The organism is uncultured Bradyrhizobium sp. (genome assembly GCF_964252615.1).
Lineage (GTDB): Bacteria > Pseudomonadota > Alphaproteobacteria > Rhizobiales > Xanthobacteraceae > Bradyrhizobium.
The window spans coordinates 30366-50243 of sequence record NZ_CAXUNQ010000035.1 but is presented as its reverse complement, the minus strand read 5'-3'; the positions used below and the strand labels follow the sequence as shown (position 1 = coordinate 50243).

The following is a 19878-nucleotide window of genomic DNA, read 5'->3' as shown; positions in this document are numbered from 1 at the left end:
CTCCGCAAGGGCTGCGCGCTGCGCTGCGTCCGGGGAACGCGCCCCGTGGAGCGCGGAACACGCCGCAACAAACGCCGCGTCAACCGCGGGCTTGACCCGCGTATCCGTCGCTCTTGGCAAAAGACTTTTGCGAAGCAGGATGGATTGCCGGGTCAAGCCCTACTGGATGCACACATCTCATCGTCATTGCCGGGCTTTGACCCGGCAATCCATCCCCTTCGAAACGACTCTTTCCGAAGATGGATGGATACGCGGGTCAAGCCCGCGTATGACGAGATGTGTGCATCCAGCAGGGTCAACCCGGCCATGACGACCTCCCCGTGTCCCGGGCGCGATGCGGCATTCTTCATGCCGCTTCGCAGAACCGGGACCCCGGTTCCTTGCATGACACAGCGTATAAGCGCGTTTACGCGCATCTTCGACGCGCCATGGGCGGTGTGGTGCAGAGCCGGGGCCGTAACAAAGTTTGGTGTTCGTTACGATCCCGGTCCTGCGAAGCAGCGCTTCGCGCCCGGGACATGAGATCCTACATGTTCAGCACGCGGCCATATGCATCCAGCACCGCTTCCTTCATCATCTCCGACAATGTCGGGTGCGGGAAGATGGTGTGCATCAGCTCTTCCTCGGTGGTCTCGAGGTTCATCGCGACGACATATCCCTGAATAAGCTCGGTCACTTCGGCGCCGACCATATGCGCGCCCAGCAACTGGCCGGTCTTTTTGTCGAAGATCACTTTAACCAGCCCCTGGTCCTGGCCGAGCGCGATCGCCTTGCCGTTGCCGACAAACGGGAAGCGGCCGACGCGGATGTCGCGGCCGCCCTCTTTCGCTTTCGCTTCGGTGAGGCCGACCGACGCCACCTGCGGGTGGCAATAGGTGCAGCCGGGGATGAGGTTCTTGTCCATGGCGTGCGGATGCAGGCCCTTGATGGCCTCGATGCAGATCACGCCCTCATGCTCGGCCTTGTGCGCCAGCATCGGCGGCCCGGCGACATCGCCGATCGCATAGATGCCGGGCACGTTGGTCTTGCAGAAACCATCGACCACAATGACGCCGCGATCGGTCTTGACGCCGAGTTTTTCCAGCCCGAGGTTTTGGATATTGCCGACCACGCCGACCGCGGAAATCACCCGGTCGACTTCGATCGTCTGGGGTTTGCCTTTTCCGTCATCGAGGGTCGCGATCACGCTGTCGCTTTTCTTCTCGAGTTTTGTCACCTTGGTGCCGGTGAGAATCTTGATGCCCTGCTTCTCCAGTTGCTTGCGCGCCAGCGTCGCAATCTCCGCGTCCTCAACGGGAAGGATCTGGGGCAGCACCTCGACCACGGTAACGTCGGCGCCCATGGTGCGGAAGAACGACGCGAATTCGATGCCGATGGCGCCGGATCCCACGACCAGCAGCGACTTCGGCATCTTGTCAGGCACCATCGCCTCGAAATAGGTCCACACCAGCTTCTTGTCGGGCTCGAGCCCCGGCAGCACGCGCGGCCGCGCCCCGGTCGCGACGATGATGTGCTTGGCCTGATACGTCCCCTCCTCCAGCGCACCCTTAGGCGCCTCGACGCCGGATTTTTTCACCGTAACCTTGCCCGGTGCATCGATCGATGCCTCGCCCCAGATGATCGGCACCTTGTTCTTCTTCATCAGAAAGCCAACCCCGTCATTGAGGCGCTTGGAGACGCCGCGCGAGCGCTGCACCACCGCTTTGGGGTCGTACGACACCTTCTCGGCTGACAGGCCGTAGTCCTTGGCGTGCTGCATGTAGTGGTAAATCTCGGCCGAGCGCAGCAGCGCCTTGGTCGGGATGCAGCCCCAGTTGAGACAGATGCCGCCGAGATACGACTTCTCGACGATCGCGGTCTTGAAGCCAAGCTGCGCCGCGCGGATCGCGGTGACGTAGCCGCCGGGTCCGGAGCCGATGATGATGACGTCGAAGGAGGTGTCGGCCATATCTTATACGCCTTTCGTAACTTCGCGATCGAGAGCAGTTGCCGACCACGCGGGTAATCGACCGATCCAGACCCCAACGAGCAGTACCGACAACTCAGCAAGCGGAAAACGCCAGACAAACGGTAGCCGCCCAAACGACTCGCGATTTAACAGGACAAACACTGCAACGCTCGGGAGGAGCAGCAGCAAACGGACGATCCGCAGTCGCTGCGCCACGCCAGATACGACCCAAGCACAGCTCAGAGCGACGAACGATGCTAGCAGGAAAACGATACCGACGATCGGTGGCCCAAAGATGATCAGATAGCCGCCTTCGATATCGTGCGTATACATTCCCCAGTCGCGCAATTCGCGCCAGCAGGGATTCCACAAGGCAAAAAACAGGAAAAACCAGAGGAGGTAAGTGCCAAGCGTGCCGAGAAAGCCCGAAGGTACAAACACCTTTTGCAGCGCCTCTCCAAAACGGATCAACGTTTCACCCGGTACCATTGGCGGCGACCGGCTGACGAATGGAGCGGAAACAACACTGTTCACTCCTCACACCGCCATCATCACCGGGTTTTCGATCAGCGTCTTGAATGCGCCGATCAATTCGGCGCCGAGCGCGCCGTCGATGGCGCGATGGTCGCAACTCAGCGTCACGCTCATGATGGTCGCCGGCACGATCTGGCCGTTGCGCACCACGGCGCGCTGCTCTCCCGTGCCGACCGCGAGAATCGACGACTGCGGCGGATTGATCACCGCGGTGAAATCCTTGATGCCGTACATGCCGAGATTGGACACCGACGACGTGCCGCCCTGGTATTCATTCGGCTTCAGTTTCCTGGCCCTGGCGCGCGCGGCAAGGTCCTTCATTTCGTTCGAGATCGCCGATATCGACTTGGTCTCGGCCTGGCGGATGATCGGCGTGATCAGGCCGAACGGCAGAGCGACGGCGACGCCGATGTCGGAATGCTTGTGCCTGAGCATCGCACCTTCGGACCAGCTGACATTGGCCTCGGGGATGCGCTGCAGCGCCAGCGCCATCGCCTTGATGACGAAATCGTTGACCGAAAGCTTGTACAGCGGCTTCTTGTCCTTGTCCTTTGGCGCCGCGGCATTGATCTCCTCGCGCGCGGCCGTGAGCTTGCCGATGTCGCAGTCGATGGTGAGGTAGAACGTCGGCATCGATTGCGTTGCGGCGGTAAGCCGCTGCGCGATGGTTTTGCGCATGCCGTCATGCGGGATGAGATCGTAGGAGCCTTCCTCGTAGAGCCCGAGGATCTGCTTGTCCGACATCGAGGGCGCCATCGCCGGCGCGGCGGCGGGTGCGGCAGCCGGAGCTTTCAACCCCTTGCCGGATTTGGCTTCCTCGACATCGCGCGCGATGACGCGGCCATGTGGGCCGGAGCCGCTGATGCGCGCGAGTTCGATATTGGCTTCTTTGGCGAGACGGCGGGCGAGCGGAGACGAGAAAATGCGATCGTGGCCGTCGGCTTGCGACGCGGATCCTTTTGCCGGCGCGGCTGCAGGCGCAGGTGCGGCCGGCGCCTTCCCGGCAGGCGCAGGCGCGGCTTTCTCTTTCGGTGCGTCAGCCTTGGTCCCGGAGCTTGCTTCGGGCTTTGCCTCGGCTTTGGCTTCGGGCTTTGCTTCAGGTTTGGCCTGCTGAGGCGCTGCGCCCGCCGCCTTCATATCCTCGCCGTCGCCGGTCAGCACCGCGATCACGTCATTGACCGGCACGTCCTGGGTGCCTTCGGGCACCAAAATTTTGGCAATGGTGCCCTCGTCGACCGCCTCGACCTCCATGGTCGCCTTGTCGGTCTCGATCTCGGCGATGACGTCGCCGGACTTGACCTTGTCACCTTCCTTCTTGAGCCATTTGGCAAGGTTGCCTTTTTCCATCGTCGGCGACAGCGCAGGCATCAGGATGTTGATTGGCATTGTCAGTGACCTTGTTGCGACCGCGGCGTGGTTTTGCCGATGTCGGTCGGCCGCGCGATTTCTGCGTCGAACATTGTAACGATGCGCCTCAGCGCTTCGGCTTCGGAATAATCGCTTTCCCGGGCGTAAGCGCGCGCGGCATGGCGTGCGATATCGACGAGAAGCAGCCCCCACATATCCGGTTCCTCGAACGCGCGCATGAACGCGATTGAAAGGCCCTCATCGACCACGAACGCGCGCAGCACCTCCGTGGCGTCGTCGCGGCCGATGACGTCCGGAGGCAATGGCTGCTCTTTCGGGCCGGCCATGGCTCACCGGTAGCAAACGGCTTTGGCGGCTTCGACCACCTCGGCCGCCGAGGGCAGTGCCAGCTTTTCGAGATTGGCGGCGTAGGGCATCGGCACGTCCTTGCCCGAGACCCGCGCCACCGGCGCGTCGAGATAGTCGAAAGCGTGTTCCATGATGCGCGCCGCGATTTCCGCGCCGACGCCGGACTGCTGCCAGCCTTCCTCGACCGTTACCGCGCGACCGGTTTTCTTCACCGACGCGATGATCGTATCGGTGTCGAGAGGGCGCAGGGTACGCAGGTCGATGACCTCGGCCTCGATGCCTTCCTTGGCGAGTTCATCGGCGGCTTTCAGCGCGTAACTCATGCCGTTCGACCACGACACCACGGTGACGTGGCCGCCCGACCGCACGATGCGCGCCTTGCCGATCGGAATCACGTAATCGTCCAGCTTCGGTACTGGACCGGATTGCCCGTACAGCATTTCGTTTTCGAGGAAGATCACCGGATTGGGGTCGCGGATCGCGGATTTGAGCAGGCCCTTGTAGTCGGCGGCGGAGAATGGCGCGATCACCTTGAGGCCGGGAATCTGCGAATACCACGCCGAGTAATCCTGGCTGTGCTGGGCGGCGACGCGGGCGGCGGCGCCGTTCGGGCCGCGGAAAACGATCGAGCAGCCCATCTGGCCGCCGGACATATAGAGCGTTTTGGCCGCGGAATTGATGATCTGGTCGATCGCCTGCATCGCGAAGTTGAACGTCATGAATTCAACGATCGGTTTCAGCCCTGCCATCGCGGCACCGACGCCGACGCCGGCAAAGCCGTGCTCGGTAATCGGCGTATCGATCACCCGTTTATCGCCGAATTCCTGCAGCAGGCCCTGGGTGACCTTGTAGGCGCCCTGATATTCCGCGACTTCCTCACCCATGACGAAGACGTCCGGATCCCGGCGCATTTCCTCGGCCATGGCGTCGCGCAGCGCTTCGCGAATGGTCATGGTCACCATCTCGGTGCCTTCCGGCACCTCGGGATCGGGTTCGGCGGCGGCTTTCGGAGCGGCCGGCGCTTTCTTCTGTTCACCGCCGCCGGATTTGGCTTCGGCCGGAGTTTCCTGCTTTGCTTCGGCAGGCGGTGCGGATTCCGCGGCTTTCTCCTGCTTGGCCGGAGCACCGGCCTTGCCGAGATCGGCGGCGCTTTCGCCGTCCGCCAGAATGGTCGCAATCGGGGTGTTGACGGCAACGTCGGCGGTGCCTTCCGGGATCAGGATTTTGCCGAGGGTGCCCTCATCGGTGGCTTCGACTTCCATCGTCGCCTTGTCGGTCTCGATCTCGGCGATGACGTCGCCGGACTTGATGGTCTCGCCTTCCTTCTTCAGCCATTTGGAGAGATTGCCCTTCTCCATGGTCGGCGACAGCGCAGGCATCAATATTTGAATTGGCATATCAACTCCGAAACTTGATCGTTAACCTACGCGTATCCTGATCGCAAAACCGGCATCCGCTTTTGCGGGATACGCGCCCGCGTTCAGCGATAGACATCGGTCCACAATTCGGACGCATCGGGTTCGGCATCGGCTTGCGCGAAATCCGCCGACGCGTTGACGATTTCGCGCACCTCGGCGTCGATCTGCTTCAGTTCCTGCTCGGTCATGGCGGCTTCCAGCAGGCGATTGCGCACCTGCTCGATCGGGTCTTGATCGTGGCGGACCTTGTCGACTTCTTCCCGGGTGCGGTACTTCGCAGGATCCGACATCGAATGTCCGCGGTAGCGGTAGGTCTGCATCTCCAGGATGAACGGCCCCTTGCCGGCGCGGCACCATGCGACCGCCTTGTCGGCCGCCGCCTTCACGGCGCGGACGTCCATGCCGTCGACCTGCTCGCCGGGAATGTTGAAGGAGATGCCGCGCTTGGAGAAATCGGTTTGCGCCGATGAGCGGGTCACGGAAGTGCCCATGGCGTAGCGGTTGTTCTCGATGACGTAGATCACCGGCAGCTTCCACAGTTCTGCCATGTTGAAGCTTTCGTAGACTTGGCCCTGGTTGGACGCGCCATCGCCGAAATAGGCAAGACTGACATGATCGTTGCCGCGGTAGCGGTTGGCGAAGGCCAGGCCGGTGCCGAGCGAAACCTGCGCGCCGACGATGCCGTGGCCGCCGTAAAAATGCTTCTCCTTGCTGAACATGTGCATGGAGCCGCCTTTGCCCTTGGAATAGCCGCCGTAGCGCCCGGTCAGCTCCGCCATGACCCCCTTGGCTTCCATGCCGCAGGCCAGCATATGTCCGTGATCGCGATATCCGGTTATAACCTGATCGCCCTTCTTCAACGCCATCTGCATGCCGACGACGATGGCTTCCTGCCCGATATAAAGATGGCAGAAGCCGCCGATCGCGCCCATGCCGTAGAGCTGGCCGGCCTTTTCCTCGAACCGCCGGATCAGCAGCATGTCACGCAACGCCTGCAGATCCTGTTCCTTGCTGAATTCGGCAACGGAATCGCCCGAGCCGTTTCCTTTTTCTTCCCTAGCGACGGTTTTTTTCGGTGCGGCCATGGCAGTTCCGGATGAGAGAGCGGATAGCCCTCTCTACCCCAACTCAAATCGCCTTGAAAGGATTGCGTGACGCCGGGACGAATTCATCATGCCGCGGTGCAACGTAGACTATTATTCAAGGTTGCAATCCAAATCGATGTCAGTTTTTCGGATCGACCGACCGGACCAGTTCACGGGGGTCCGCATAATCGAGCTGGTAGCGGACGCGCTCGTCGAGCATGTCCGGATCCACCCGGTCGGACCGCAACAACGACACCCGTTGCTCGCCCTCAGTGCGTTCCCGCTTCAACCGCGCCAGTTCGGAGGTCAGCGCGATGATTTCCTGATCGAGCTCCTGCCGCGCGTTCAAACCGTATTTGCCGGTATAGGCGTTGACGCCGAAATAGCCGACCATCATCGCAGCGACCGCGTAAAGAGCGAGCCCGGTGAGCAGGGATTTGAGTCGGGTGCGTGAAACCATGCCGCGACGATGCGACGGTCCGGTTAAGGGAATCCTAACAGCCGGGGGGCAACGCGTCCTGCAAGGCTATTTGTTGTATTGGTCGACAAAGGCCGCGTAGGCGTCGATATATTGCTTCATCACCTTCTGCATCGGTTCCTTGACCAGGTTGCCTTGATCGTCGAACGCATCGCCAACACCGACCAGATAGATTTCCGGCTGCCCCATGATCGGGCCGGTAATGCCGGGAAGAAGCTGCTTCAAGTTCATCGCGGCGTTGACGCCACCGAGCACGCCCGGGGAATTGCTGACGATGCCGATCGGCTTGCCGAGAAACGAGCTCTTGCCGTAAGGGCGCGATCCGACATCGATCGCGTTCTTCAGCACGCCCGGAATTGAGCGATTGTATTCGGGCGTGACGAACAGCACGCCATCGGACTTCTGCAGCTTTTCGCGGAACGCCAGCCAATCCTTCGGGGGTGCCGCTTCAAGGTCCTGGTTGAAAAACGAGATGTCGTGAAGGGTCGTGACGTCCAGCTTCAGCGTCTCCGGAGCAAGTCTGGAAAGCGCGTTGGCTATCTTGAGCGTATAGGCTTCCTTGCGAAGGCTGCCGACAATGACGACAATGTTGTACAGGGCGGCCATGGGATGTCCTTTGCTGGAACGGGGGCGAAAGCGGCTGCATTGATCTAGCCTCTGCGCAACAAAGATGCAAGTGCATCTATTTGCCGTTCACCCGGCAGGAATCGTTTATTCCGCGGCGCTCGCGCGCCGTTCCGACAGAACTTCTGCGTTGTGCTCACCCAGTTTCGGCGCATCGGAACGGGGATACGGGCGTACGCCATCGAACACGATGGGAAGGCCGACGACGTTGAGCTCGGTGCCCGGCAGGTTGCGCAGCAGGTCCGCCGCCTGGAGCTGTTCGGTCTGCGACAATTCCGGAATATCGTTGACCGGACTGCAGGGCACGCCGGCCTTCTCCAGTCCCGCCATCCATTCGGCGCGGCTGCGCGTCTTCAGCACCGGCTTCATCAGCTCGATCAGCGCATGGCGGTTCGCCGCGCGGTCGCGGACCTGCAGAAAGCGCCGATCGCCGGCCCATTCGGGGTGGCCGAGCACGGCCGCACATTTCACGAACAGCCGGTCGTTGCCCGCCGCGATGCAGATCGGACGATCCGACGTCTCGAACACCTGATACGGCACCAGCGTAAAACTGGCGCCGCCGAAACGTTGCGGCGGTTTTCCGGTATGGTTGTAACCGTTGAGCGGTCCCTCCACCCACGCCACGGCGCTGTCGAACAGCGCGGTGTCGATCACGCAGCCCTTGCCGCTTGCATGGCGCGCCTGCAACGCGCCGAGCGCGCCGATCACGCACCACTGCGCGGTGGCGCGGTCGTTGATCGCGGGCGCGCAGAAGGTCGGCGGATCGTCCGGCCGTCCGGTCAGCGACATCACGCCGCCGTAGGCCTGCAGCAGCGGATCGAAGCCCGGCGCGTTGCGTAACGGGCCGTTCTTGCCGAACGCCCACACCGAGCAATAGATCAGCCGCGGGTTCAGCGCGCACATGACATCCGGACCGATGCCGAGTTCGGCGACGATGCCGGCGCGCAGGTTCTGGATCAGGATGTCGGCCGACGACACCAGGGTTTTGAGCTTGGCCACGTCCTCGGGATTCTTGATATCGAGCGTGACCGATTTCTTGTTGCGATTCATCGAATGGAACAACATGGAGTCGCCGTCGATGAACGGCGGTCCCCACCCCCGCGCGTCGTCGCCGCCGTCGTGCTTTTCGATCTTGATCACCTCGGCGCCCATGTCGCCGAGGATCATGCCGGCCATCGGCCCGGCGACCGCCTGCCCGATTTCGATCACCCTAATGCCCGCGAGCGGCCCGTTCATGGCGTTGTCTCCTTAAGACGCTTCGGCCGCGCGTGTGCGCACCTCGTGCAATGCCAACCTCGATGCCATGCGACGATGTCAGGCACCCCTGCCCGGATCGATGAGGAATTTTTCACCGGTCGCGCGTTTGCTGTAGGCGGCGATATTTTCCAGTTGCAGTGCCTCCTGCAGCGACACCACTTTCGTGTAATGGCTGGCAAAGGTCGTCTTCAATTCCGAGGCGACGCGCTGACGCAGCTTCTGCCCTTCGGCCCGCCCGATCTTCATCAGGAACGGGAAAAGCAGCCAGCCGCCGACGCTCCAGGCCATGCCGAAATTTCGGACCAGTTCAGTCGGCCGCGTGTCAAGCGCGCCGTAGATATAGACCTGCTTGTGCGTGGACGATCCGTAGCGGCTGTAGACCTTGGCGGTCTTGTTGGCGGCCGCTTCCATGCCGGTCAGGATCTGTCCCGCCAGCCTGCCGCCGCCGATGGCGTCGAACGCGATGGTGGCGCCGGTTTCGACCAAGGCATTGGTCAGATCGTCCATGAAGCTGGGCGCTGTCGAATCCGCCACGTATTTCGCGCCGATCTTGCGCAGCAGGTCCCCCTGCCCGGCGCTGCGAACGATATTGACGAGATCGATGCCGTCCTTGATGCATATCTTGTTGAGCATCTGGCCGAGGTTTGATGCCGCCGCGGTGTGCACCAGGGCCTTATGACCTTCGCGCCGCATGGTCTCGGTCATTCCGAGCGCGGTCAGCGGATTGACGAACCACGACGCGCCATCGGCCGCGGTCGTACCCGCGGGAAGCTCCTGACAATCGGAAACATTGATACAGCGATACTGCGCATACATCGCGCCCCCGATCATCGACACCGTCTTGCCCATCAACGCCTTGGCGGGCTCCGACGAGCCGGTTTTGATCACCACGCCGGCGCCTTCGTTACCGACCGGCATCGATTCATCGAGCCGTCCCGCCATTGCCCGCATTGCCGCCTCCGGCACCTTCGCCGTGACGACCGGCGCGTCCTTGGTTCCGGACAGCCTGGCTGTGCTGAGATCGGCGGCGCCGGTCAGGAGACCAAGATCGGAAGGATTGATCGGTGAGGCCTCGACACGGACGACGACTTCATTCTCTTTAGGCTCGGGGATCGAAACCTGCGCCAGCGATATTTCCAGTTCGCCGCTCTTCTTGATGAGCGAACGAAGCTCCAGTCCGGTCTTGCTGTCGGCACTCATCTCCAGCTCCCTGTTATCTTTCTTGAATTCAGAACGTTTCGCGATCCTACGCCAGCGCCTTCAGCACCGCCCTGCCCGCGTATTTCCCTTCGCTTCCGAGTTCCTGCTCGATGCGGAGCAATTGATTGTATTTCGCGGTCCGGTCGGAGCGCGCCAGCGAGCCGGTTTTGATCTGTCCGCAATTGGTGGCGACCGCGAGATCGGCGATGGTGGAATCCTCTGTCTCGCCGGAGCGGTGCGACATCACCGCGGTATAGCCGGCCTTGAACGCCATCTCGACCGCCGCGAGCGTCTCCGTCAGCGTGCCGATCTGGTTGACCTTGACGAGGATGGAGTTGGCGCGGCCGTGCTTGATGCCGTCGGCGAGCCGCGTCACGTTGGTGACGAACAGGTCGTCTCCGACCAGCTGGCACTTGCCGCCGATCAACCCGGTCAGTTCCTTCCAGCCGTCCATGTCATCCTCGGACATGCCATCTTCAATGGAAACGATCGGATAGTGCGATGCGAGATCGGCGAGATACCTTGCTTGTTCCGAACCGCTGCGGGTCTTGTTCTCGCCGCCATAGACGTAATTGCCGTCCTTGAAGAATTCGGTCGCGGCGCAGTCCAGCGCCAGCATCACGTCGTGGCCCGCCTTATAGCCCGCCTTGCCGATCGCGCCCATGACGAATTCAAGTGCGGCGTCGGCCGACGGCAGATTCGGCGCGAAGCCGCCTTCGTCGCCGACATTGGTGTTGTGCCCGGCTTTCTTCAATTCGCCTCGCAGGGTGTGAAAGATTTCCGATCCGCAACGCAACGCTTCTGCGAAAGTCGCGGCGCCGACCGGCATGATCATGAATTCCTGGAAATCGATCGGATTGTCAGCATGCATGCCGCCATTGATGATGTTCATCATCGGTACCGGCAGCGTCCGCGCCGAGGTGCCGCCGACATAGCGGTAAAGCGGCATGTCGAAGGATTCCGCCGCCGCCCTCGCCACCGCCAGCGAGACGCCGAGGATGGCGTTGGCGCCGAGCCGGCTCTTGTTCGGTGTGCCGTCGAGTCCAACCATGGTCTGGTCGATCAGGACCTGGTGTTCGGCATCCATGCCGCCCAGCGCGTCGAACAGTTCATCGTTGACGGCGTCGACCGCCTTGCGCACACCCTTGCCGAGGTAGCGCGCCTTGTCCCCGTCGCGCAGCTCCACCGCTTCATGGGCGCCCGTCGATGCCCCCGACGGCACCGCGGCGCGGCCGAGCGACCCATCCTCCAGCACGACATCGACTTCGACCGTAGGATTGCCGCGGCTGTCGAGAATTTCGCGGCCGATGATGTCGACGATGGCTGTCATTAGGAGCCTCTTGGAATGCAATGGGGGAAGTTTGACGGTGCTTCTATAGCAAGGGCTTCAGCGGGAAAAGGGCGCGTGACCTCAATGGCCCGATTGGCTAAGAAACCGGCAACGGAGATCACTATGTCTAAAAAGCCCCGCAAATCAAAATCCACGCCGAAATCGCCCGAACTCCAACTCGGCCGGGCCGTGGAGTGGCCGCGCTTCCCCGACGAAGCGCAGATCGACAGCGTCCCCAATCCGCAAACCAGCACCGATTATCTGGTGCGCTTTGCCGTGCCGGAATTCACCTCGATCTGCCCGGTCACCGGGCAGCCGGATTTTGCCCATCTGGTGATCGACTATGTGCCGGGGCAGCGGCTACTGGAGTCGAAATCCCTGAAGCTCTACGTTGCAAGCTTTCGCAATCATGGCGCGTTCCACGAGGATTGCACGGTATCGATCGGCAGGCGTCTTGCCGCCGAGATCAAACCGAAATGGTTGCGCATCGGCGGCTACTGGTATCCGCGCGGCGGCATTCCCATCGACGTGTTCTGGCAGACCGGCAAGCTGCCGAAGGATGTGTGGGCTCCGGACCAGGGCGTGCCGCCCTATCGCGGACGCGGATGAACAAGCCGCGCAGTGATCCGAGCCTCGTGCAGCGTTCTTCGCGCGCGCCGCGGAGCCTCGCAGCCACACGCCGAAGACGCCCGCTGCGCTGCGTCCGGGAAAGTCTTATGCGGCATCCGCAGGCCTGGTCTGACGCAGCAGCTTTGCGCACACCAAACCCAGCGCGATCATGATGGCGGCGCTGGTCAGAAGCGTCGGAATTTTGCCGAGGTATGCGAGGCCAAAGCCATAAGCGATCGGTCCGATGGTCTGGCCCATGAAGAAAAAGAAGGAATGCAGCGACAGCGCCGTGGCGCGGGCTTCGACGGACAGTTCGCTGGCAAACACCTGCAGGCATCCATGGATCATGTAGAACCCCCAGCCCATGAACAAAAGGCTCAGGGCCTGGATGGTCCAACCCGGACCGAATGCAATGACGGCAAGCTGCAACCCGACAAGGGTTGCTCCCGATATCATCATGCCCTTGACGCCGAGCCGCGGCAGGAAGCGTGACACGCTCATGGTGTAGAACAGGCCGCCGACGGCGAACCCGGCAATGACGACGCCCGCGATCGACAGGCTGGTTACACCAAGCTCAAACAGAAATGCCGCAATGAATGGAAACAATCCGAGCACGCAGCAGCCCTCGATGAAAACCGCCGAATAGGAAACCGGGGCGTTTGGATTCGCGAAGATGGTCCGGTAGCCATGTTTGAGCGCGGAGAAATTCGTCCGTGGCGCCTGCGTCAGAGCCGCGCCTTTGAAGCCGATGGCCACTGCGACCGATGCTGCGATCACCAACACGCCGAGTACAGCAAGCACCCCCCGCCAGCCCAGAAAATCGCCGATCAGACCGGAGGCGGAAGCGCCCAGCAGGTTGCCGGTCATGGCGCCGGCGAGCGTGCGTCCGATCGCGACCTGACGCTTGTCGGGTGCGACCAGATCGCTGGTAAGCCCCAGCGCAATCGGAAACACCCCGCCGGAGCCGATGCCGGCGAGGATGCGGGTGGCGAACAGCATCGGAAACGAGGCCGATAGCGCGCCGAGGATGCTGGCAAGGCCGAGCAGCACGAGGCAAATAATCATCAACCGCGCTTTGCCGAACAGATCGGCCGCCGCTCCCAGCACCGGCTGCACGATGGCGAAGGTGAACGCGAACACCGCCGCGAAACTCGCCGCGGCGGCGATGCTTACCGCAAAGTCTTCGGCGACATGCGGCAGTACCGGATCCAGCGCCCGCGCCGACAGGCTCGCGGCGAAGGTAGCCAGCGCGATGATATTCAGAAGCGGCGGCATTAGAGCATGATCCCAAAAAGTGGATACCGGTTTTTGGACATGATCATGCTCAACTAAAAAACGGCTTCATGCGGCGGTCCTGCCCGCCGGCATCAAGGCGCCGCCTGCTTTGCAAGCGCGTCGAACCCCATCAGGATGCGCAGCAGAGCTTCGAACTCGCGCAGCGGCACCATGTTGGGGCCGTCGCATGGCGCGGAATCCGGATCGGGATGGGTTTCGATGAACACGCCGGCGACGCCGACCGCGACCGCGGCACGCGCCAGCACGGGGACGAATTCGCGTTCGCCGCCGGATGACGCACCTTTACCACCAGGTTGCTGCACCGAATGGGTGGCGTCGAAAATGACCGGCGCGCCGGTGCTGCGGGCGAGGATCGGCAGCGCGCGCATGTCCGATACCAGGGTGTTGTAGCCGAACGAGGCCCCGCGTTCGGTCACCAGCACGTTGCGATTACCGGCGCCGGTAATCTTGGCTACGACGTTCGCCATGTCCCAAGGTGCCAGGAACTGCCCCTTTTTGACGTTGACGGCCTTGCCGGTCGCCGCCGCCGCCAGCAGCAGATCGGTCTGACGGCACAGAAAGGCCGGGATCTGCAGCACATCGACGGCCTGCGCGACCTCGCCGCATTGCGCGGCCTCGTGCACGTCGGTGAGCACCGGCATTCCCAGCGAGGAACGAATTTCCGCAAAGATCGGCAGCGCCTCAGCAAGGCCGATGCCGCGCGCCGCGGAGGCGCTGGTGCGGTTGGCCTTGTCGAATGACGTCTTGTAAACGATGCCGATCTTCAACCGCCCCGCGATTTCCTTCAGCGCCGATGCCGTCTCAAGCGCGTGCGCCCGGCTTTCCAGTTGGCACGGACCGGCAATGACCGAGATCGGCAGGCCATTGCCGAATTTTACCGGACCTAAGGCGACGACCGGCGCGGCCTGGTGAGCATTGTTCAATGCGGGTTTCCTGACTTGCGCATCACTTTACCGATGAGAACGCGGTCGGAACCAGCAACTGACTGACGATATTGCCGACGATCTGACCGTCCTCTTCGGTCTTGGCGCGCGCGGCGATCCAGTCGGGGTCGCTCTGGAACGCGTTCCATTTCGTCTCGCGATCGGCGAGCGATTCCCATGCCAGCATGTAGGTCAGTTCCTGATTGGATTCCCCGATCAGCGTCGTGAAGAACCCGGCTTGCTTAATGCCGTGCTTCTCCCAAAGTTTCAGCGTCGTGTTCTCGAAGCGCTTCAGCAGTGCTGGCAGCCGCCCCGGCACGCAGCGATAGACGCGCATCTCGTAGATCATCGATTTCCTCCGTTTCTTGCGCCGCGGTTATAGCGGGTGAACGAAGGGATGTCTTGATTGTATCTCGCGGGTTTCGCGATACAAATCGGTCGGAGCGCGGTCTACGCACAATCTCGGCGAGATAATCCGCATTATACAAGCTGCGGTGAATTACTCACGTGCCGGAATATCCCCGCCCGCCATGCCGGCTATCTCCAGTATCCGGCGGCCATGGCGCTCGACTTCGTCGATCGACGTCTGGATTTCCCGCCTGAACGTTTCGTCGGCGGCAGTCTCCGGGCCGTGCGCGGCGCCGCAATGCGGGCAAGCGCGCTCCGCCGCATAGATGTATTCGTCGCAGGACCGGCACAGAACGAGGCGCCCGCGCTTGCGCCGCTTGTCGTCAAGCCCCAGGGAACGCGGCGCACGCGATCCGTCGGCACGTTCAAGCCGGACTTCGAAACGGCCGACGGCGAACGGCTGGTCCGGCGCTTCCGCGACTTTTACGATTCGCTCCCGCAACCCACGTTTGGCGAGCGTAGTTGCACGGTAATAGCAATAAGGATTGTCGCCGCGCTTGCTCTCTAGGACATGCGAGACCCAGGTGCAGCCGCCCTGGCAGGTGTTCCAGTAGTAACAGGAGCCGCAGAAGCTGCGGCCGCGATTGCCGTCACGCCGAACCGTCCGGCTTTCGAGATTGCGCAGCGCGTCCTCGATTGGCGTCGACCGGGTTCCACCCGCGGAATAATGCGATTTGGGCAACGACGGGCAGCTCTTGATGGTCCCGTCGGCCTCGAGGCCGAGCGTTGTCTCCCCGGCGTTGCAGCCGGTCCAGTGTTCGATGTTGCTGGTCAGCGAACGCCAATGGGGTTCATGGCGTCCGAAATATCCGATGCTGTTGCCCGGCAGCAGGCGAAAGCCGATGTCGCGGCCTTTGTGATAGAGACGCGCGAGGCAATCGACGACTTCGATGATCTGGTGGGGCTGCAAGAGCAATGCGGCGTTGTCGACCGCGTTACCCATTGCGACAGTCAATTGCACCTGCCAGGAACGGGCGCCGGCCGCGACGATTTCGTCGAATATCTGCGGCAGCTGGGGCATCGACAGCGCATTGATCTGCGTGTTGACGCCAGGCTCGATGCCGACGGCGCGAATGTTCTCGATGGCGCGGATCGCCTGATCGTGGCTGCCCGACACCCCTCTCAGAGAATCGTGGAGATCACGGAGGCCGTCGACCGACACGCCGATGGCGCGCACCCCTGCGGCATAAGCCGCCGCAATCCGCTCTTTGGTCAGGCCGCGGGCGCCGGTCTGCACGCTGCACAAAATGCCAAGCCGGGCGATTTCCGCAGCGATCTCCAGCCAGTCCCGGCGCAGGTAGGCCTCGCCGCCGATCAGCGTGATTTCCCGGGTCCCCGCCGCCGCAAGCTGACGAACGACGTCGATGCATTCTGCCGTCGACAACTCGTTCGCGCGCCGCTTTCCGGCCCGCGATCCGCAGTGACCGCATTTCAGGTTGCAGGCGAGCGTGATTTCCCAGACGACGTGGACAGGCACGTGCAGGCGCCGATCCTGTACAGTCCGCAAACGTTGCGGCGTTGCCTGCCGCTCGCCGTTCACCTGCGCGATCGACATCGGCGCGTCACCCGCAACCGCGCGTCATTTCTTTTTCGACTTCGCCGTCTTCTTGGTCGCAGCGCGCTCGCGCGCCTTGATTTCTTTTTCCAATTTGCCAAGTGCCCCTTTAAGGTCGCCTTGCGCTTTGAGAACGGAGTACGCGTGATCGCGCAGCACCTTGAGATCTTCAAGTTTGGTTCGTGCATTTTCCAGGGCGGTAATAATGGCCGTGCCGTAGGCAACGAGAGTCATGATCAACTCCAAATAATTTTTAGGTTGCACCGGTTCAATACGTTCTCATAAGTTCCGATGCATGTCCAGCGCACGCCGCCCGGCCGCAGCAATCGTCCGAAATTTCCACGAGGGAACGGCGGATGTCACGGAGTCGAGTCTTGAACGCGCGTTGCGCGTCGTACCTGGCAACGAAAAGCAGGCCGGTGAATTGCCTGCGCTGCTGCATCGTTTCGGCAACCAGAATTTTACATTCGAGGCCACGTCATTTCATGAGGCCCGCGAGATTTTCCGCGCCATCGACCCGCGGCCGGATCAACTGTTCTGCGATGCCGGCGCGGGATACGGCCATGTGGTGTTTTACGGCGCCTGCATCCTGTCCTGCCGCCTGCGCGCCATCGAAATTCTACCGGTCCGATGCGCCGCGATGCTGCGAACCACGCGGCGCCTCGGCCTGACCAATGTCGATGTCATCCAGGGCGACGCGCTGACGCAAAACTACGATGACGTGTCGTATCTGCTGCTGAACAGCCCGTTTTTCCCGGATGCCGCCGCACAATTCATCGACAGGCTCAGGAAGCCGCGCAACCGGGCAATGACCGTGATCGCGATGAACACCATCGTCGATACGCTGCGCGCCGACAGCGCCTTTACTGAAATCGACGTCGAGGTCGATATTCCGAACTATCGCTTCGGCATATTTCGTTCAAAGCCGGGAAAGCCCGTCCGACCACGATAGCCCCCGCCGCCATCCTTCGACCGAGTCGCGGAATTTGACCGGTCCCGACCCCGGCTGCCTTGGCGCGGACATCGATATCGTACATACTGCACCTTTCGACTGTATCTTACTTTACGCAATTTCAGCGGCGGAACGGACGCTTCGTCGTAATATCGATAGGAGACGCAGCCATGGATAGCGTGCTGGACGCCGAACCCAATTTCGCCAGTCTCTCGATCAAGGACCTGCTTGAGGCGCGCGATCTCTACCATTTCCACCTCCTCAACAAGGCCAATGTGGTCGGGACGGCCATCGGGCTTTATCTGATCCGGCATGATGAAGACTGGCCGAGGGCAAAGGGTGAAGGGGGCAAACCTTTAAAAAAGAAGATCACGACCGAACGTACACTGGGCAACTCCGAAGTCCGTGACTACTCGTGGCCGTGCGTGATCGCGTTCGTTCGCCAATGGCTTCCCGAAACGGCTTTTGCGGGCGGCGATGGCCGCCACCCGACGGACATGGTGCCAAAGCGGCTCTATATGCCCGATGGCCGCGCCGTTCCGGTTTGCGTGGTAAAGGTCGAAGAGGTCGCGGACAATCCCGCCGATCGCTCACTGGTCGGCCGTTGGCCGATGAGCTGGCTCGGCGGCGGTCTTCCCATTCTGACCACCGTGCAGGGCGCCGCACGTCAGGCGACGGCGGGCTGCCTGGTCTCGGACGGTCACCTCACCTACGTGCTGACGGCGCGGCACGCCTGCGGCGAACCGGGAACACCGATCTTCAGCCGTCTTCGCGGCGGCGAACTTCGCATCGGCGAGAGTTCTCCGAAACAGCTCACGAGGCTGCCGTTCTCGACCGTTTATCCCGCCTTCCCGCAACGGCAATCCTACCTCAACCTCGATGTAGGCCTCGTGCGCGTCGATGACGTCGAGCAATGGTCCAGCAACGTTTACGGACTGCCGGCGGTCGGGCATCTCGCCGACATCTACGAACAGAACCTGACGATGAAACTGATCGATCAGCCGGTCTGGGCGTTCGGAGCCGCGAGCGGTCTACTCGGGGGCACCATCAAGGCATTGTTCTATCGTTATCGCTCGGTGGGAGGGTATGACTATGTAGGGGATTTCCTGATCGCGCCCAACGGCACCACGGCGAATACGCGCCACGGCGATTCCGGCGCGATATGGCATCTCGACGTCACAAAGGACGAGCCCAAAGAGCCGAAGAAGCCGCTCGCGCAACGCGATCTGCGTCCGCTGGCGATCGAGTGGGGCGGCCAGGTTTTCGGCGACGGCAAAGAGCGGTCGAATTTCGCCGTCGCCACCAGCCTCAGCAATGTCTGCAAGCTGCTCGATGTCGAACTGGTGACGGATCTTGACCGCGGCGTGCAGGGTTATTGGGGCCGCGTCGGGCACTACAGTATCGCAGCCTTTGCCGCGGGCCTTCTCGGAACCGGCCCGGTTGCCGATTTGATGAAGAAGAATCTGACGAATCTCAGTTTCGAACTCGACACGATCCGCGACGAGAACCTCGACGATCTCATCAAACAGGCGCATGCGGACGAAGGTTTCATCCCGCTCGCCGACGTCCCGGACGAAGTCTGGAAGCAGTTCAAAAGCCACACCGGCGGGCGCGATATCGCCTTCTCCGGCCCCGGCCGGAGCACCGGACCGGAGCATCCCCAGCACTACGCCGATATCGACATTCCCTATCAGCCCGCAAGCCATCCCGGTCCAAAAGGACAGACGTTGCGCGACCTCTGCCTGGCGAACGACGCGTTTTTGTCGATCGAGGCGTGGGATACCTACTACGCCGACATCGCCGAGCAGGATGACACCGGCAAGAAGCGCAGCAAGTTCAACGAAGGCATTCTGCCGTTCCGGGTCTGGCAGTTCTTCGATGCGATGGCGCAATTTGCGCGCGACAAGGATACTGCGCGTTTCGTGGCCGCCGCCGGCATCGTGGCGCATTATGTCGGCGATGCCTGCCAGCCGCTGCACGGATCGATGTTCGCCGACGGCGACCCCACCCGCACGGTGCAGAAGCACCATCCGCAGACCGGCAAGGTCGAGACGGTCATTTTCGGCAAGGGCGTACATTCCGCCTATGAGACCAAGATGCTGGATCGGCACAAGCGTGACCTGCTCAAGGCCGTCAGGAAGGCCCTGCCCGACGGCGCACACGGATTGCCGCTCGTTACCAGCGGCTTCGAGGCGGCAAAGGCGATCATCAGGCTGATGGATGCGACTGCGACGAAGATTCCGCCGATCGACCTGTGCGAATTCTTCCAAAGCCACGGTGCCAACAACAACGTCGCGACCCTGGACGCGATGTGGGAAGAATTCGGCGACGCGACCGCGGACGTCATCGCCCTTGGCGTCCGGTATCTGTCCATGATCTGGCAGTCGGCCTGGGAGACCGGCCACGGCAATACCATCCCGAAAAGCAAGATCGCGGCGATCGATCCCGATATCCTGAGCGGCTTCTACAATGACCAGGACGATCCGTTCCTGCCGTCGCTGGCGATCGATGAAATCGACGCCGTGCTGAAGAAATAGCTGCGGCG

At 61.9% G+C, this 19878-nt stretch carries 19 protein-coding genes; 3 read left to right on the top strand and 16 right to left on the bottom strand.

Annotated elements, in window-relative coordinates; genetic code table 11:
* Positions 1-526: 526 nt before the first annotated feature.
* The 11 genes from lpdA to eno all read right to left on the bottom strand — a co-directional run bounded on the left by lpdA (position 527) and on the right by eno (position 11590).
* Positions 527-1948 (bottom strand): dihydrolipoyl dehydrogenase, encoded by a 1422-nt coding sequence (lpdA, locus tag ACFE72_RS16840; protein ID WP_375414256.1) that lies wholly within the window; start codon positions 1946-1948, stop codon positions 527-529.
* 3 nt (positions 1949-1951) lie between these two features.
* On the bottom strand, positions 1952-2482 hold the full coding sequence (locus ACFE72_RS16835) for a hypothetical protein (protein WP_375414255.1): 531 nt from the start codon (positions 2480-2482) through the stop codon (positions 1952-1954).
* 3 nt (positions 2483-2485) lie between these two features.
* Positions 2486-3868, bottom strand: coding sequence for a pyruvate dehydrogenase complex dihydrolipoamide acetyltransferase (locus tag ACFE72_RS16830; protein WP_375414254.1), 1383 nt, complete (start codon positions 3866-3868; stop codon positions 2486-2488).
* 2 nt (positions 3869-3870) lie between these two features.
* Positions 3871-4176 carry a DUF5076 domain-containing protein gene (locus ACFE72_RS16825; protein ID WP_375414253.1) on the bottom strand — a complete coding sequence of 102 codons (306 nt, stop codon included), beginning with the start codon at positions 4174-4176 and terminating at the stop codon, positions 3871-3873.
* Positions 4177-4179: 3 nt separating this feature from the next.
* Complete coding sequence (locus ACFE72_RS16820) at positions 4180-5595, bottom strand: pyruvate dehydrogenase complex E1 component subunit beta (protein WP_375414252.1); 1416 nt, start codon at positions 5593-5595, stop codon at positions 4180-4182.
* 83 nt (positions 5596-5678) lie between these two features.
* Positions 5679-6701: a pyruvate dehydrogenase (acetyl-transferring) E1 component subunit alpha gene (gene pdhA, locus ACFE72_RS16815; RefSeq protein ID WP_375414251.1), complete on the bottom strand. Its 1023-nt coding sequence runs from the start codon at positions 6699-6701 to the stop codon at positions 5679-5681.
* A gap of 139 nt (positions 6702-6840) precedes the next feature.
* Complete coding sequence (locus ACFE72_RS16810) at positions 6841-7161, bottom strand: septum formation initiator family protein (RefSeq protein ID WP_375414250.1); 321 nt, start codon at positions 7159-7161, stop codon at positions 6841-6843.
* A gap of 66 nt (positions 7162-7227) precedes the next feature.
* Complete coding sequence (locus ACFE72_RS16805) at positions 7228-7785, bottom strand: NADPH-dependent FMN reductase (RefSeq protein WP_375414249.1); 558 nt, start codon at positions 7783-7785, stop codon at positions 7228-7230.
* Between the two features lie 105 nt (positions 7786-7890).
* A complete protein-coding gene (locus ACFE72_RS16800; protein WP_375414248.1) occupies positions 7891-9039 on the bottom strand; it encodes a CaiB/BaiF CoA transferase family protein in 1149 nt (382 codons plus the stop codon).
* A gap of 78 nt (positions 9040-9117) precedes the next feature.
* Positions 9118-10260, bottom strand: coding sequence for a zinc-binding dehydrogenase (locus tag ACFE72_RS16795; protein WP_375414247.1), 1143 nt, complete (start codon positions 10258-10260; stop codon positions 9118-9120).
* Positions 10261-10306: 46 nt separating this feature from the next.
* The gene (gene eno, locus ACFE72_RS16790) at positions 10307-11590 is read right to left on the bottom strand and encodes a phosphopyruvate hydratase (RefSeq protein WP_375414246.1); all 1284 of its coding nucleotides are present in this window, start codon (positions 11588-11590) and stop codon (positions 10307-10309) included.
* 123 nt (positions 11591-11713) lie between these two features.
* Here eno and queF point away from each other — a divergent pair, with 123 nt between their 5' ends.
* A complete protein-coding gene (gene queF / locus ACFE72_RS16785; protein WP_375414245.1) occupies positions 11714-12199 on the top strand; it encodes a preQ(1) synthase in 486 nt (161 codons plus the stop codon).
* A gap of 105 nt (positions 12200-12304) precedes the next feature.
* Here the strand turns inward: queF and ACFE72_RS16780 are convergent, their stop codons facing one another.
* From ACFE72_RS16780 to ACFE72_RS16760, 5 genes are all read right to left on the bottom strand, one after another.
* The gene (locus tag ACFE72_RS16780) at positions 12305-13474 is read right to left on the bottom strand and encodes an MFS transporter (RefSeq protein WP_375414244.1); all 1170 of its coding nucleotides are present in this window, start codon (positions 13472-13474) and stop codon (positions 12305-12307) included.
* Positions 13475-13566: 92 nt separating this feature from the next.
* Entirely contained in the window at positions 13567-14418 is an 852-nt protein-coding gene (gene kdsA, locus ACFE72_RS16775) for a 3-deoxy-8-phosphooctulonate synthase (protein ID WP_375414243.1), read from the bottom strand.
* A 22-nt stretch (positions 14419-14440) separates the two neighbouring features.
* Positions 14441-14767 (bottom strand): NIPSNAP family protein, encoded by a 327-nt coding sequence (locus ACFE72_RS16770; RefSeq protein WP_375414242.1) that lies wholly within the window; start codon positions 14765-14767, stop codon positions 14441-14443.
* 150 nt (positions 14768-14917) lie between these two features.
* Positions 14918-16381, bottom strand: a complete 1464-nt coding sequence (locus tag ACFE72_RS16765; RefSeq protein WP_375414241.1) for a radical SAM protein — start codon at positions 16379-16381, stop codon at positions 14918-14920.
* A gap of 24 nt (positions 16382-16405) precedes the next feature.
* Positions 16406-16615, bottom strand: a complete 210-nt coding sequence (locus ACFE72_RS16760) for a hypothetical protein (protein ID WP_375414240.1) — start codon at positions 16613-16615, stop codon at positions 16406-16408.
* Between the two features lie 151 nt (positions 16616-16766).
* Between ACFE72_RS16760 and ACFE72_RS16755 the strand changes: the two genes are divergently transcribed.
* Together ACFE72_RS16755 and ACFE72_RS16750 are read left to right on the top strand one after the other, a co-directional pair.
* Positions 16767-17333 (top strand): hypothetical protein, encoded by a 567-nt coding sequence (locus ACFE72_RS16755; RefSeq protein ID WP_375414239.1) that lies wholly within the window; start codon positions 16767-16769, stop codon positions 17331-17333.
* 170 nt (positions 17334-17503) lie between these two features.
* Positions 17504-19870, top strand: a complete 2367-nt coding sequence (locus ACFE72_RS16750; RefSeq protein ID WP_375414238.1) for a hypothetical protein — start codon at positions 17504-17506, stop codon at positions 19868-19870.
* Positions 19871-19878 lie beyond the last annotated feature (8 nt).